The sequence below is a fragment of the Bacillus sp. FSL K6-3312 genome (assembly GCF_038007485.1).
Classification (GTDB): Bacteria; Bacillota; Bacilli; order Bacillales; family Bacillaceae; genus Bacillus; species Bacillus pumilus.
This window is the reverse complement of record NZ_JBBOXI010000001.1, coordinates 3,657,606-3,673,200: the sequence shown is the minus strand read 5'-3', so window position 1 is coordinate 3,673,200 and position 15,595 is coordinate 3,657,606. Positions and strand designations below refer to the sequence as shown.

At 40.2% G+C, this 15,595-nt stretch carries 14 protein-coding genes and 1 pseudogene; 10 read left to right on the top strand and 5 right to left on the bottom strand.

The genetic code is table 11. The features are described 5' to 3' along the window. The first annotated feature begins 277 nt into the window (after positions 1-277). From MHI11_RS19295 to MHI11_RS19285, 3 genes are all read left to right on the top strand, one after another. On the top strand, positions 278-1,489 hold the full coding sequence (locus MHI11_RS19295; RefSeq protein ID WP_106066982.1) for an FtsW/RodA/SpoVE family cell cycle protein: 1,212 nt from the start codon (positions 278-280) through the stop codon (positions 1,487-1,489). A gap of 110 nt (positions 1,490-1,599) precedes the next feature. Further along, on the top strand, positions 1,600-2,349 hold the full coding sequence (gene nfsA / locus MHI11_RS19290; RefSeq protein ID WP_144520127.1) for an oxygen-insensitive NADPH nitroreductase: 750 nt from the start codon (positions 1,600-1,602) through the stop codon (positions 2,347-2,349). A gap of 56 nt (positions 2,350-2,405) precedes the next feature. Then, entirely contained in the window at positions 2,406-3,407 is a 1,002-nt protein-coding gene (locus MHI11_RS19285) for an LLM class flavin-dependent oxidoreductase (protein WP_340962098.1), read from the top strand. A gap of 15 nt (positions 3,408-3,422) precedes the next feature. Here MHI11_RS19285 and MHI11_RS19280 read toward each other — a convergent pair whose 3' ends face one another. Together MHI11_RS19280 and MHI11_RS19275 are read right to left on the bottom strand one after the other, a co-directional pair. Next, entirely contained in the window at positions 3,423-3,650 is a 228-nt protein-coding gene (locus tag MHI11_RS19280) for a hypothetical protein (RefSeq protein WP_340962097.1), read from the bottom strand. 81 nt (positions 3,651-3,731) lie between these two features. Further along, positions 3,732-6,158: a S8 family peptidase gene (locus tag MHI11_RS19275; RefSeq protein ID WP_340962096.1), complete on the bottom strand. Its 2,427-nt coding sequence runs from the start codon at positions 6,156-6,158 to the stop codon at positions 3,732-3,734. A gap of 500 nt (positions 6,159-6,658) precedes the next feature. Here MHI11_RS19275 and MHI11_RS19270 point away from each other — a divergent pair, with 500 nt between their 5' ends. The 7 genes and pseudogenes from MHI11_RS19270 to MHI11_RS19240 all read left to right on the top strand — a co-directional run bounded on the left by MHI11_RS19270 (position 6,659) and on the right by MHI11_RS19240 (position 12,795). Beyond that, positions 6,659-6,937: a hypothetical protein gene (locus MHI11_RS19270; protein WP_044140240.1), complete on the top strand. Its 279-nt coding sequence runs from the start codon at positions 6,659-6,661 to the stop codon at positions 6,935-6,937. A 52-nt stretch (positions 6,938-6,989) separates the two neighbouring features. Next, positions 6,990-7,823 (top strand): PRD domain-containing protein, encoded by an 834-nt coding sequence (locus MHI11_RS19265; protein ID WP_106066030.1) that lies wholly within the window; start codon positions 6,990-6,992, stop codon positions 7,821-7,823. A 254-nt stretch (positions 7,824-8,077) separates the two neighbouring features. Further along, entirely contained in the window at positions 8,078-9,466 is a 1,389-nt protein-coding gene (locus MHI11_RS19260; RefSeq protein ID WP_340962095.1) for a sucrose-specific PTS transporter subunit IIBC, read from the top strand. A gap of 19 nt (positions 9,467-9,485) precedes the next feature. After that, positions 9,486-10,943 carry a glycoside hydrolase family 32 protein gene (locus tag MHI11_RS19255; protein ID WP_340962093.1) on the top strand — a complete coding sequence of 486 codons (1,458 nt, stop codon included), beginning with the start codon at positions 9,486-9,488 and terminating at the stop codon, positions 10,941-10,943. Between the two features lie 500 nt (positions 10,944-11,443). Beyond that, a pseudogene (locus MHI11_RS19250) lies at positions 11,444-11,637 on the top strand (septation ring formation regulator EzrA); the annotation flags it as partial. Positions 11,638-11,701: 64 nt separating this feature from the next. Beyond that, positions 11,702-12,193: a hypothetical protein gene (locus MHI11_RS19245; protein WP_340962092.1), complete on the top strand. Its 492-nt coding sequence runs from the start codon at positions 11,702-11,704 to the stop codon at positions 12,191-12,193. 350 nt (positions 12,194-12,543) lie between these two features. Continuing rightward, complete coding sequence (locus MHI11_RS19240) at positions 12,544-12,795, top strand: hypothetical protein (RefSeq protein ID WP_231129509.1); 252 nt, start codon at positions 12,544-12,546, stop codon at positions 12,793-12,795. A 324-nt stretch (positions 12,796-13,119) separates the two neighbouring features. Here MHI11_RS19240 and MHI11_RS19230 read toward each other — a convergent pair whose 3' ends face one another. From MHI11_RS19230 to MHI11_RS19220, 3 genes are all read right to left on the bottom strand, one after another. Further along, positions 13,120-13,386, bottom strand: a complete 267-nt coding sequence (locus MHI11_RS19230; protein WP_044140235.1) for a YesK family protein — start codon at positions 13,384-13,386, stop codon at positions 13,120-13,122. A 125-nt stretch (positions 13,387-13,511) separates the two neighbouring features. Next, positions 13,512-13,658, bottom strand: a complete 147-nt coding sequence (locus tag MHI11_RS19225) for a hypothetical protein (RefSeq protein WP_155758700.1) — start codon at positions 13,656-13,658, stop codon at positions 13,512-13,514. After that, the gene (locus tag MHI11_RS19220) at positions 13,645-14,811 is read right to left on the bottom strand and encodes a Rap family tetratricopeptide repeat protein (protein ID WP_126740956.1); all 1,167 of its coding nucleotides are present in this window, start codon (positions 14,809-14,811) and stop codon (positions 13,645-13,647) included. Before MHI11_RS19220 ends, MHI11_RS19225 begins: the two co-directional genes overlap by 14 nt. Positions 14,812-15,595 lie beyond the last annotated feature (784 nt).

Below are 15,595 nucleotides of genomic sequence, written 5' to 3'. Positions count from 1 at the left end.
TGACTTGATAATTGCTTGTCATATCGCCACATAGGTCATTGAATTTTCCCCTTAATATCTGTAAAATAGTCTTTTAAAAGAACTCGTGATCGGTTGAATGGTAAGAGTATAGAGGGATTTTTTCCTATTGTTAGGATGAAAAGTATTTCATTTTTTGAAAAATGGTTGGAACCTTTCGGATGTATCTTCCGTCATATTTAAGGTGAGTTGCTTTTGTGAAAAATTCAATCTAATATAAATAAGGGCTTTTATGTTTTGTAATAAGGGTGGTTAGTTCATGAACAAGCAGAATACATCTCCGTACTATCAAGGGGATTTAATTTTTATATTTTTAGCCTTCTTTGCCATCAGTGTCATTGCGATTTATGCTGCGGGGCAATTTGGGCAGTATGGATCTAATGCATGGACCAGACAGATTATTTACTACATGGTCGGAGTTATATGTATTGTAGCCATAAATTACTTTGATTTGGAGCAATTAGAGAAGCTAAGTCTCTATATTTTTATAGGCGGCATACTGCTGTTACTTTTTCTGAAAGTCGCTCCTGCACAAATCGGAGGTCATGATTTTGCTCCAATTAAAAATGGTGCAAAAAGCTGGTTTGTGATACCAGGGGTTGGAACACTTCAGCCTTCAGAGTTCATGAAAATTGGTTTGATTATGATGCTTGCATCTGTCATCGGCAAGTCAAGCCCTAGAGGAAAACGGACATTAGAAGACGATATCTTCCTACTATTAAAAATTGCCGGTGTAGCAGCTGTTCCAGTTGGATTGATTTTCTTACAGGATGCAGGTACGGCAGCTGTCTGTATGTTTATTGTCGTTGTGATGGTGTTTTTATCAGGGGTCAATTGGAAGCTGATTTCTCTCATCGGTTCCGTTGTTGTGCTTTTAGTTGCCGCTGTGTTAGCCGTGATCATACTTTTCCCTGATGTTGCGAAAACAATTGGTATTCAGCAGTATCAGATTAACCGGATTACCGCTTGGCTACCTGATAGTTCAACGTCAGCCAATCAAGCGCAGACTCAGGATGCGTCTGGGTCTGATAAATATCAAGTAGACCAGGCCATTATGGCTATTGGTGCTGGACAGATTTTTGGGAATGGGGTTAAAAACTTAAAAGTCTATGTCCCAGAAGCACAAACAGATATGATTTTCTCCATTATAGGAGAAGCCTTTGGTTTTATTGGCTGTGCGTTTGTTGTGATCATGTTCTTCTTCTTGATCTACCGGCTTGTCGTGCTGATTGATCGTATCCATCCTTATAGCCGATTTGCGTCATTCTTTTGTGTAGGATATACAGCACTTATTGTGATCCATACGTTCCAGAACATTGGAATGAACATAGGCGTAATGCCTGTAACAGGGATTCCGCTCCTATTTATCAGCTTCGGAGGAAGCTCTGTTTTATCTGTTCTCATTGGATTCGGGATTGCTTATAATGCAAGTGTTCAATTAACGAAATACCAAAGTTATTTATTTAAATAAAACGGGTAAGGGCAGTCTAAGCATAGACTGTCTTTTTTCATTCGAGTTTTAATTTTTGAAAAGCCATATGTCTTTGCCTTATGATAGTAGAAGTGAAGGAGGTCTTCGAATTGAACAAAACGATAGAAACGATATTAAATCATCGGTCCATCCGTTCGTTTACAGACGAGCGTTTGTCCGAAGAAGAGGTGCTGACACTCATTAAAAGTGCACAGGCCGCTTCAACATCAAGCTATGTACAGGCGTACAGTATTATTGGTGTGACAGATCAGGAGAAGAAGGCCAAGCTTGCTGAACTGGCTGGAAATCAGCCATACGTTGAGAAGAATGGGCATTTCTTTGTCTTTTGTGCAGACTTGAAACGCCATGATGATATTGCAAAAAAAGCAGGGAAGAATCATCAGGAGGCGCTTGAGAATACAGAAGCCTTTCTCATTAGCGTCATTGATACGGCGCTCGCTGCGCAAAATATGAGTATAGCCGCAGAATCAATGGGACTTGGGATCTGCTATATAGGCGGTCTGCGTAATCAACTGAGAGAAGTATCTGATTTGCTTGAAACGCCATCATATGTGCTGCCGTTATTTGGTCTGGTTGTCGGACATCCAGCGAGTCAATCGTCACAAAAGGAACGACTGCCAGTTGAACTCATTTATCATGAAAATTCATATCAGCAAGATGAAGCGCATGTGGATCGTTATTTAAAAGAATACGATGATCGTATTTCATCATATTATGAAGAACGAACAAACGGAGAGAGAACAGATACTTGGTCTAAGCAGATGCTTCGCGGCTTTAGTCAGCCAAAGCGTGCCTTCCTTGGAGAATTTGTGAAAGAGAAGGGCTTTAATCGAAAATAAATAAGACATCCCCCTTTCGATGGAGAGAGGGGGATTTCTGTAAGAGGTGCAGTAAGATGAAATTAAGTATACTGGATCAATCTCCTTTAATTGGAGATGCAACACCTGCTGAAGCCTTGAAGCAAACGGTTGAATTGGCAAAGCAGGCAGAGAATTGGGGCTATCACCGTTTTTGGGTATCAGAGCATCACTTTTCAAATCGGCTTGCAGGGTCGAGTCCAGAGGTGCTTCTCGGTCATTTATCAGCCGTTACGTCACATATACGTATTGGTTCAGGCGGTGTGATGCTGCCTCACTATAGTGCCTATAAAGTAGCAGAGAACTTCAGGGTTCTTGAAGCACTCGCTCCTGGCAGAATCGATCTTGGAATTGGACGTGCTCCTGGTGGTATGCCCATTTCCTCCATAGCTCTTCATCATGGTGAACGAAAACGTCTAGGTGATCAATATCCTGAGCAGGTAGAAGAGTTGAAGGTCTATTTACACGACCTAGCGGATGAATTTTACCCGCTGCCCCATTTAACCGCTTCTCCGAAGGTAGAGACTGCACCAGAGGTATGGATGCTTGGTTCCTCTGGAGGAAGTGCAAGACTTGCGGCGAAAGCAGGTGCAGGCTATACGTTTGCTCTATTTATCAATGGCGAAGGCGGAGAAGATTCTGTAGAGCAATATATCAACCGGTTTGAACCTTCAGCATTCGGTGATGAGCCGCGCGTCAGTCTGGCGGTCTTCGTTTTATGTGCTGAAACAGAGGAACAGGCAGAAAAACTGGCAGTCAGCTTAGATTTATCCTTACTCGCCAATGAACAGGGGCAAAACCTTGGGGGCTTTCCTTCATATGAAAAGGCACAGGCTTATTCCTATAGTCCATATGAACAAAAACGAGTGGCTGCCAATCGTCAAAGGATGGTGGTTGGAACGCCATCTTCTGTGAAAAAGCAGCTGACGGCACTAACGAAGGCTTATCGTACAAATGAAGTGATCGCCGTGACCATCACTCACCGCATGCAAGACCGGCTCACATCGTATCGTTTATTAAAAGAAGCCTTTGATGCATAACGTATGTATGTCTGTTTACCGTCCACGCAGCCAGTAGAGAGGGAAGAGGAGCATCATGATGAAAATAAACGCGGCTGTCACCAGCAAACTAAGCGGGTAAATGAAGGACACATAGACCGTCAGCTCGCATGCTTGATGAACAGGACGAGGATGTGTCGCGTGTAAAAGGGTGAGAAAATACACCAAGGTGATCGTTAGAAAAAAAGCAGTAAAAAAAGAAACGATCCATAGCAATATCAACATCAGTCTCTCTTTCCTCCATATATGATCGAAAAGCCTTGATGAGCATATCTGCTCATGCAAGGCTTTTCTTGTGATTCACGTTTATTCAGGGTGAATTTCGAAAGGTTCCTTCGTTTGAACAGTGTCGGATTTCCCTTTCAAACTGGCATACGCAAGCATTGTATACTCACCAGGTTCGAGCTTTTGACCTTGATTGATCGTGCCATTCCATTTTACGCGGTGTTCTCCTTTATCAACATGTTGATAAACACCTGCTTCACCTAAATATTCTCCATCTGTCGAGTAGACGAGGAATGCAAGGTTTTCAGCTCCGCCAGGCAGATAGCTGCTAATGACATAGCTTCCAGCACGGTTATCCGGCTCTACAGCAACCGAAGTGACGCGAGGATAATCAGGCTCTTTTACAATCAATAAAGTCGGAATCTCTGTGACCTTTCTGCCATTTTCGCGAAGGGTAATGCTACCTTGGAAGGTTCCTTTTTTGGTTTTACCGTAGTTCACTTGTACCGCGGAAGTAAAGGACCCAGTGGAATTCCCTTTGACAGTGATTTTTTTCGTTCCGTTTGTGCTGATGCCGCTGCCATCGAATTTGTAATCAATGGTATACGTTTTCGGTGCTTTTGAAAGGTTTTCTACCTTGAATTTCTTCGTTTTGATTTGAACGCCTTTTTCTTTCAAGAAAGTGCCGTAAGAATAACTCGCATCAGAAACGATAGATGACGCTTGGAGTGATTCGATGATGCGAACACTGCCTGTCCCTTGTGTGTTGTGAGGGAATGGGCTGCCGTTTGCGTCAAATAGTTTTTCTGCTGTATTCATCAGCAATGCTTTGATTTGTTCTGTTGAGTACGATGGTTTTGCTTGCTTCATGATCGCTGCAACCCCAGCCACATGCGGTGAAGCCATGCTTGTCCCTTGCTTTGAGCCATATCCGTAAGGCTGAGAAGCATCATGCGTTGGGATTGTGCTCACAATGCTGACGCCTGGCGCTGATAAATCAGGCTTAATCATCCACGTATCAACAACTGGTCCGCGAGAGGAGAAGTCAGCGACTTGCTCACTAAGTTCTTTGACAAATTGAATGGAGAAAGTTGTTGTATTGTTTCCAGCCTCAATGGCTTTGACAAGCGCCGCTCCTTCAGCTTTTGAAAGCTTAATCGTTGGAAGAGCAAGTCCCGGTACATCGACTGGAATTTCTCCATCGGTGTTGTTATACATCACAACGCCGATTGCACCAGCAGCTTTTGCATTGTCGACTTTATCAACAAAGGCAATGGCTCCTCGTTCGATCACGGCAACCTTTCCTTTCACGTCGATGTCTTCAAATGCTTTTTCGTCACCGATACCTGCATGGACGAGTGTGATTTGTTTTTGGTCAAGTGCTTTTAAATCACTCTCTTGGTAGTAGCCCATCACTTTTGCAGTAGAATAGTTCGGGAATTTTACATTGTAAAGGCTGTACGGAAGCTGAGTTGCTCCGACAGAAATGGCATCTCTTGACGTGCCGGGAGATCCGACTGTCCAGCTGTTCGGACCACTGTTTCCATTCGATGTGACAGCGACAACGCCTTCAGACATGGCCCAATCGAGTGCGATGCTTGTGGCATAATCAGGGTTATTCACACTGTTTCCGAGAGAGAGGTTCATGACATCTGCTCCATCAGTAACAGCCCGGTCGATGCCTGCAAGGACGTTCTCAGTTGTCCCAGACCCGCCTGGTCCAAGTACACGGTAGGCAAGAAGCATTGCATCCTTTGCGACACCTTTAATTTGTCCATTGGCAGCAATTGTCCCTGCGACGTGTGTACCATGGTCTGTTGATTCGCCTCTAGGGTCTCCTTTAGGAGTCTCTTGCGGAGAATAATCGTTATCAACAAAATCATAGCCTTTGTATAAACCAAAGTTTCCTTTTAAATCAGGGTGGGTATAGTCTACTCCAGTATCAATGACAGCGACTTTTACCCCTTTTCCAGAGTAGCCGGCATCCCAAGCTTTTGGGGCACCGATAAATGGAGCGCTTTTATCCATAAGGGGGGAGACATCTTCGTTTGGAAGCTGGATGCTTTCTTTTTTCACTTCATCTGTTTGATATGTAACATCCGGATAAACGGCTTTTACTCCGTCAACTGCGAGCAGCTTCGGAATTTCGTTTGCAGGAAGTTTCATAGAGAAACCAGAGAAGACTTTTTCATATTCTTGACGAACACTCGCTTTATCAATTTCTTTGAGTGCTTCATTTTTTACTTTTGTTCGAGATTTTTTGAGGGAGGCCTTCGTTTGTGCTTTGCCTTCTTGTTTGGCTTCAACTAAGGATTTTTCCTTTAATTCAACAATGACAGTGGTGTGTTTTCTAGTATTGACATTGATTTCACCGAAGATTTCTGCTTTTTCCAGTTCCACCTGTTTGTTCGATGGAGCGGCACTAGCCTGTTGACCTGTAAAGAATGTGGATAAAATAAAAATAGTGGAGAACAATAGAACAGAAGAACGAGAGATGACCTTTTTCATTAATTTTCCCCTTTCTAGCTGTGTTTTTAGGGAGATAGCCTTTCTTTTTGTGGATAAATAGGAAAGATTCACTGCCCGTTATTAAGTATTCAATACGTTGAAAACAATTCCTTTACTAAAATGGTCTTATTTTACATAGTCAAAAAGAACTATTTTGTTTATAAAGTCTCACTTATGCACAAACTCCTGTTGATAACTCAATTATTTAGATACATATATGGAAAACAAAAAAATCTCATACACAAAATCTAGTAATGGGGTGTTGATATGTGGATAAACCCTGTTGATAAGGTGTGCTTATCTTTTGGATATAGTGTGTATAAAATTTTTATTCAAACATCCACTTACATGATGAACTTCTGCACTTTTCAACAAAACTTCTGAAAACTAGTTTGTTTTTTCACCCAGATTGTGACAAATCTCTCTTTTTTCTCGGGATATGATAGGAGCAGTTGTTTTGCTAGAACTGCTAGATTCTAAGAAAAGCGGAGGGATGTTCAGTGAGGAAATTCAAAAACTGGTTGAGTGTATGGTTTGGTTTCATGATGAATGTGCTTGTGAATCCTGGTGTGATGATGAAGCAGCAACGTTTTCAGGCGGCAGCGGTGGATGAACGTTTCTTTCAAGTGGTGAAAGAGAGAGAGCTAGAGAAGCTGGCAGAAGAAAAGAACAAGAAGCGCAGGTCAGAGAAACCGTTTAAGCAAAGTCTGATGATGCTTGATGAGAAGACAACGAGAGAGGCGCGTGCTGGTCCGCTCTTACCTTTACATGAGAGATGAAAAAGGGTAAAATCCCACATAAGAAACGTTATCTGGTGGGAGAGGATACCCCTTGAAGATATATAAGATATTGAATAACAATGCAGTGATTGTAAAGGAAGGTGATCAGGAGAAAATTGTGATGGGTCCCGGAATTGCTTTTCAGAAGGGGAAAAATGACGTCGTTCCCGTTCAAAAAATAGAGAAAATCTTTGTTGTGCGTGAAGAAAATGAGAAATTCAAACAAATTCTTGCGACATTGCCTGAAGCGCATATTGAGGTGGCAGAGCATATCATCAGTTATGCGGAGGGTGAACTGATGATGCCGCTTAGTGATCATATCCATATATCACTGACTGACCATTTATCCTTTGCCATTGAGCGTATTCAAAAGGGCATTGTGCTATATAATAAATTGCTTGGTGAGATCAAAGTCTTATATAAGCAGGAATATGACATTGGGAAGTATGCCATTCGTTATGTAAAGGAGCGGCTCGGGGTTGAACTGCCGGACGATGAGGCAGGGTATGTGGCACTCCATATTCATACGGCCAAAATGAATACGGAGTCTATGAAAAAGACCGTGAAATATACAACGATGATCAAAGAAATGATCGAGCATATAGAAAGCTACTTTCAGCATTCAATTGATGAGAATAGTATTTCCTATCAGCGGCTTGTGACACATTTGAGGTATGCATTAGGCAGGTTGGAATCAAATGAGGCATTTCAAATCATGGACGATGACATGCTGAGTTTTATCCAAACAAAGTATGATTTGGCTTACCAGTGTGCACGTGGACTCGCTGATTTGTTGAAAAATGAATATGAACTTCATCTCCCTGAATCGGAGATCGGCTACATCACGCTGCATGTCCAGCGTCTGCAGGATGCCGAATTGGTTTAGTGTTTGTGCCTGCATGCAGGCTTTTTTTTATGCACACTACTCTAAATAGTGTATATGGGTCAATAGATTCGAAAAAAGAGGTTGACGCAGGTCACGCTCTTATACTATGATGAAAGCGTAATCAAAACTTGATATCGTGGGATTGTGACTGTCAGGCAGGCAAGACCTAAAATTTGCGTAACGAGGGGACGTGTATGTCCTTTTATCGTTAGTGAATTTTAGGTCTTTTTTGCTTTAAAAAAGGAGGAGACAACATGGATTATCAAAAAACAGCCAAAGAATTAACAGAACTATTAGGCGGCAAAGAAAATGTCATCAGTGCCACGCATTGTGCAACAAGACTCAGATTGGTGATGAAAGATGAGGAACTGATTGACAAAAATGCCATTGAGGAACTTGAAGGGGTGAAAGGGGCTTTCTCAAGCTCGGGGCAATTCCAAATCATTTTTGGAACGGGAGCAGTCAACAAAGTATATGAACCATTTGCTCGTGAGACCGGCCTTGAGACAGACGACGAGAAAGAAAAACCTGTCAGCCATGATGAAGCAGTGAAACAAAAAATGAATCCACTTGCACGTTTTGCAAAGACGTTATCAAATATTTTTGTACCGATCATTCCAGCCATTGTTGCAAGCGGTTTATTAATGGGGCTTTTAGGCATGATGAAAGCCTTCAAATGGGCTGACCCAAGCTCCGCGATTTTCCAAATGCTTGATATGTTCTCAAGTGCAGCCTTTATCATTTTGCCCATTTTAATTGGGGTCAGTGCAGCGAAAGAGTTTGGTGGAAATCCGTATTTAGGAGCCGTTATTGGGGGGATTATGATTCACCCGAACCTGCTCAACCCGTGGGGACTGACGGATGCGAAACCAGAGTATATGCATTTATTCAATTTTGATATTGCTCTTCTTGGTTACCAAGGAACAGTCATTCCAGTGTTATTGACTGTGTACATCATGTGTCTTGTTGAAAAGAATTTAAGAAAAGTGGTTCCGAACAGTATTGATTTACTTGTGACCCCGTTTGTGACGGTGATTGTGACTGGATTTGTGACGTTTATTGCTGTTGGACCGCTTGGAAGATTGCTCGGTACAGGAATTTCGAATGCACTGACATTTATTTATGATCATGCAGGGTTCTTAGCAGGACTCATTTTCGGAGGAGCCTACTCTCTCATTGTGCTCACAGGGGTCCATCATAGCTTCCATGCGATTGAAGCAGGACTGCTGAATGATATTGGGCGTAACTATTTACTGCCAATTTGGGCGATGTCCAACGTAGCGCAAGGCGGGGCAGGCTTGGCGGTCTTTTTCCTAGCGAAACGCGCGAAAACAAAAGAAATAGCACTTCCTGCAGCCTTCTCAGCTTTCCTAGGGATTACCGAGCCTGTTATATTCGGTGTCAACCTCCGCTATCGTAAGCCGTTTATTGCCGCGATGATCGGAGGCGCATTAGGCGGGGCATTTGTTGTCTTCACAAAGGTAGCAGCCAACGCCTATGGTTTAACGGGTATTCCGATGATTGCGATTGCAGCGCCATTTGGTGTGCAAAATGTGGTAAATTATGTGATTGGTATGTTAATCGCTGTTGCTGTTTCATTTACCCTCACCATCATCTTCAAAGTAAAAGAAGTCGAAAAATAATCAAGGAGTGGTCACAGTCATGACAACAACTGACGCAGCACTTCGTCAAAAGGTAGCAGAACGTATTCGAAACTATGAGCATTTGGTGAAAAAAGATGTGTATCGCCAGCATTTTCATTTAATGCCGCCAGTTGGTCTTTTAAATGACCCGAATGGGTTGATTCAATGGAAAGGGGTCTACCACGTTTTTTATCAGTGGCAGCCATTCAAAACGGGTCACGGCGCAAAATTTTGGGGCCATTACACATCGACAGATCTAGTAAATTGGCAGCACGAGGAAGCCGCCCTTGCGCCAAGTGATTGGTTTGATCAAAACGGCTGTTATTCTGGCAGTGCAGTCATTGACGATGGACATATGTATGTGATGTACACTGGCAACGTTCGCGATGAACAAGGAAACCGCGAGACGTATCAATGTTTAGCTGTTTCAGAGGATGGCATTCATTTTCAGAAAAAAGGTGTCGTGGCGACGCTACCAGAAGGATTCACCGCCCATTTTCGTGATCCGAAAGTATGGAAGCGAAATGGCCAGTGGTACATGGTTCTAGGTGCACAAAGCCTGAACCTGAAAGGGAATCTTGTCTTGTTTACCTCTGATACTTTAGACAATTGGACGTTTCAAGGCATCATTGCAGGCAGTGGGAAAAATGGATTAGAGGATTTCGGCTATATGTGGGAATGTCCAGATCTATTTGAATTAGATGGCCGAGATGTCTTGATTGTGTCGCCGCAGGGGCTCGAGCCGGATGGCTTAAAATATCATAATACACATCAATCAGGCTATTTTGTTGGGAGATTGGATGACCATACTTATCAATATACGCACGGAGCGTTTGAGGAGCTGGACCGAGGCTTTGACTTCTATGCGCAGCAAACCTTTCTAGACGAATCAGGCAGACGCATTTTAATTGGATGGATGGGAGTGCCTGATCAAGGAGAAGAGCATCACCCAACGATTTCGTATCAATGGATACACTGCCTCACCATTCCGAGAGAGCTGCGTTTAGATGATAACGGACATCTGATTCAAAAGCCAGTCACTGAGCTCCAGGCGATGAGAACCAACGAACAGGAGCATGTTTTCCATATCAAACGCTCCGTCCAATCGATTCCTGTAGATGATATTACGAGCGCAGAGTTATTCATTGATCAGATTGATACACAAAAAGGGTTTGAATGCTGTATTCGAGCGGCAGCCCGTATCATTTATGATAAAGGTGAGGGCAAACTGACACTAGAGCGAGATCGATTTGAAGATCGATCAAAAGAAGTTCGAGAAGTAGCAATAGAGGAATTACACGACCTTCACATCTTTATCGATGCATCGTCAATTGAGATTTTTGTAAATGGAGGCCGAAAAGTATTGACTGCTCGTTACTTTCCTTCCCCGGGAAATAAATCAATCTCGATCAGTGGCAGAAATGAAACAAAGCTTAAACTAAAAACATGGCATTTACAAAGAGAAGCAGCTCAATGATCTGCTCAACAAGTAGAGAAAACGTCTACGACTCCTACAAGTGATGATCAGTATGATGTGAAATTGAATTTTCCGGTTGATAAGTACAAGAAACAGCGCAATGCTATAAATAAGGGAGCTCTTCAGCCGCCTGCACAATTGATAGAGAAGGTGTCGATTAAAAATAGGAAATGTCAAACAAGAAAAAAGAGATGAATCATGAGGTTGTATAGGTAGAAATCAACCTGTTGAAATATTACTACTAAAGCTAAAGAAGAGCGAAAAAGAAGCAGGAAGGGATAGCCTGCTTCTTTTTATTTTGTGCAGTGAGTAAACCTCTATTTTCCTTAAAAGCGCAGAGGAAGTGTTTGTACATGCCCAATGAAAGAAATACAATTACAGCGTTCCATTGTTGGAAAAGGAACGGGGAATTGAAGGTTAAACCCAAACCTTTCAAGTGACATATTCTAAAAAGACTAATAGGATAGATGCAACAGGGTGACATTGTCTTGGTTTTCTAAGACAAAAAGAAGCCATACAATTTGAACTTCTTTGACAAGAAAACTACAAAAAATTCTATTGCTCTCAATTAGCTTGGAGAGCTTGGAAAAATCAAGGTCACGATATTGACCATTATAAAAACGATTTAGTCGTGTCCCCAATGGAATTAGTAAACTCTAACAACACGAAGATTTTTTATCATAAAAAAAAGTAAGTTGAAAGCAGTCGGGGATTTCCCCGATTGCTTTGCTTGTTTAAAATTAAAAGGAGATGATTGAATGAAATACTTTAAGTTGCTTTTATCAGCTTGTGCCATAGCATTAATATGTACAGCATGTTCAAAGAAAGAGGAGGCTGTGGGAGACTCTTCTAAGGGAGAGCTGAGCAATATGAAAGATAGTAAATTTGCTGTAATTCATTCAAAGATGATGAATAGGGGATGCGAGATAGTAAACTATAACGATATAGGGAGTAAGCTATCAAGCGTGTCATTAAAAGACTGCGTGGGATTTACTTCGTCTACTCAGAGTGATAATAATATGTACTTCTCATCTAATAGGTCTAATTATCATGTCTCGATAGATAAGAATAATGGCAAGGTAAACCATCTACAAACAAAATCACTTTCAAAATCTACAGAAGACGAGGGAGCATTTTTTATTAACTACTCTAATGGCTATGTTCTACATGATATAAACGTTGGCTATGTAGAAGGTGGATTAGCAGGAGAGTTAGTTTATTGGGAAGAAGACAGCGGAAGTAAAGAGTAACTCAAATTCAACGGAGAATTGAGGACAGCTATATTTGACCATAAAAAAATATATGCCATTTTGAACAATGATGAACATATCATATTATCCTCTATAGACCCAAAAAGTCATAAGACTAAAAGAAAGAAACTGGACATTGACTCTGTTTTTTATCCTGACAACAATGAATCATTAAATAATTTAAACAATAAAGAATTAATGATTGCTGTAAATGATGATGTCGATAGTAAGAAAAATTCTATGTTAATTATAATCAACAAAGAAACTCTCGATAAGAAAAGAGAAATCGTAATGGATAAGGGGTTCAATATCTACAAATTACGATAATATCCCATGAAGGAGAAGTTAAAATGTTTAACAGAGACTTCAAAGAGATATCTTCTGAAAAAATTCCACTTAATTTTAAATCAGATGACGAACGTTTAGAAGAGGTCAAGATTTTATACGGCAAAATTTATGCATTGGTAAGAATGTTTGATAGAGATAAGGATGGAGTTATTGGCAGAATTATTGAATATAATATTGAAAGCAAAGACTCTAAAGAGATATCTCTAAAATCTGATAGAGATTGGGAAATGACAAGCTTGGAAGTTGTAAAATAACTGACGAGGAGCGTGGAGTAAATCAACTTACATTATCTTGAACCCATGAGGCTTGTGTTATTCACATTGCCATTGTTGTATTTGGCTTGGGGGATTATTGGCTATTTAATCTTTAAGAAGGTTCATGTGGTTTTAACTATCACATTTATAACTTCAACCATTTTTATATTTGCCTATACTGGGTTTGACATGTCAAATATGTATTGGGTAGGGGTGGTGACTTTTTTATGCATGTGCACCTCTGTAATTACAAAAATTATTCGAGACATGTATATTCGCTATAAAAAAGCATAATCAACAAGCTTATGTCCACAAACATAAGCTTTATTTTTGTTTCATACCACTAAAATAACTCAAAATGCTTGTAATAATTAAAGTGATAACTGATGAAACTAACAAAGAAACGCTGATCGCTCCTAACCCTAAACCTTCCCATCCTCCCACAAAAAAGCTTATGAGCAATAAGATGATACTTACCATCATTAAAACTGCTGGAAATCCATACTGGAAAGATGACTGGTTTTTTTTAAAGATTAAAGAAACGCCTAGTATAATAACTGTAAGGATAGTTGTCAGTAGCCAGAAAGACATTTGTTTTTCCCCCTTGAAAGAGATGATGAAAGAACCCTAATGAATAACCAGGGTTCTTTTCAATATCGTACCACTGATTTAAGCTGTTTACCAAAGCAGCCAGTCACAGAACCTTTTCTTTGATCTTATATTTTATTTCCAGCTTCTTTCCCTACACTCGATGTAATCACTTTGTCAGCCACTTCATGTGAGACAGCAGCAGAATGAAAAATTGGTAACGCTAATGCTACAGTTACAAGCATGATGGGAACAAAAATTTTACTCTTCAACATATAACAATTCCCCTCCTTGAATTAACGACTTTGCTTCAAGAGCTCTTTCATAAAAAACGACAGCAATTTCCAACTGCCCACTTCTATTATAGTATCGTGCAGCTTCAAAAGCTAGTTGATACACATCTTCGTAAAGATTTTTGCTTTGTAGGGTATCAAGCCAATGTTTTAACTCTGTGATCGCATTTGGTGTCTTAGATTGAAAATAAAGGCAATATAAAAATTTCATTTCTGCTTCATAAATTATGTCATCCAGTTGTTGGGCCGCCGAGACCCCTTTCTCAAAAGTTTCGGCTGCTGGAACAACCTGTCCTAATTTCAAGAGAGTGTATAACTTGTTAAAATAGGATTTTGGAACATGTGATGTTTCATTCTTTTCAAAAAGTTCACAAGAAGTATCAAAATGGGACAAGGCTTCTGTATATTTTTCTAAGTGGAAATAACACTTGCCTAAGTTAAAGATCGTAGAGGATATAAGGTATTCGTTTTTCGTCTGCTGTGCAAAAGAATGGGATTTTTCAAAGTAAGTAAGTGCATCAGCATATTGTAGCTTAGATAGATAATTTCCAGCGATGACTGAATAACACCAGGCTATTTTTTCTTGCATTAATGGTTGTTCTATAAATAGACTCAATGCTTTATGTGCAAACATGACAGAAATTTGATACTGGTCTATATGGTAGTACACTTCTGATAACTTGTAGTAAAATTCAGCCTTTTCAATAGGGTCTTCAACATCCACAAGAATTTTTTCAGCACTTTTATAAGAACTGATCGCCTCGTCAAATTGTTTTTTCCTAAATTCGTGCATTCCTTTAAAAAACCAGAAATAAAAATCTAACATCTTTTCAATTTGATCTTTGTCTTCGTGAAGTGATTGATCAATCTTATGTTTCTGCTCATTTATCTGAACCATATATTCATCTAACTCTTGGCTAGATAACTTAGGCTTGAGGTAGCTTAGCATTAAGTCATGTCGAAATTCTAGAAGACTAAAATATAATAAAACAGTTTGATTTTCCTCCATACTGTCAAAGAGTCGTTTAACATCCGCTTTTAAAAATTCAGCATCAGTTATTTGATCTTTTTTGATGGCTGAATACCATTCATTTAGTTTGATCGCAACCTCGTCATAAGTGATAGAACCACCCATATATACTCCCCCTTCATATTCCTATAAAACCAATTATATACAATACCTTAACATGTCTAACTATTCTAAAATCGAACAGATGCGCTATTTATGTAAATTTTCGGTATACCGCAAAATCAAGCTGACTCTAAGAGGGAAAATGAGTAATTCATATAACATATGACATGCTACACATTACTTATTTTTACATAAATGTTGGAAAATAAATCGTCATCTGCGATAATAAGTCTAAATTGTGGTGAATAGAAAGGGGCAGGTAATTAATGAATCACTTTAAAGTTATGATATTGAGCCTTACCTTATTAATGGGGATCACAACTAATGTACATATAAATTCCTCAAATGATTTTCAAACCGCAGAAAACGGATACTTTGGATAAGCATTAGGAGAAGTAGACTCTCCACAAGTTTACTTTTTCTATTGGGTTTTCTAGTGTTAGCAAAAAGGCGTACTGGAATAAAAAGCAACTCCATTAATGATTGATTGAAAAAAGAACAAAGAAAAAGCCCTGTCCGCAGGGCTTTTTTGTTCGTCTTTATTTAGTTCGATGCTTCATTTTATGAATTGTTCTATAAGCCGATTCAACGCCAATGAAAACGACAAAGAATATAACTATCCAACTGAACAGGTCAGCCCAAACATTGGACATGTTTAGCTGGGGTTAGCCCATTCCATTATACCGCTCTGGTTTTAATAGTGAAATCAACCCGTATCTTAAAGCCTATATCATGTATATACAAGAATGGCCAGAAGCGGTTTGATGACGTTTTACATATATGATAA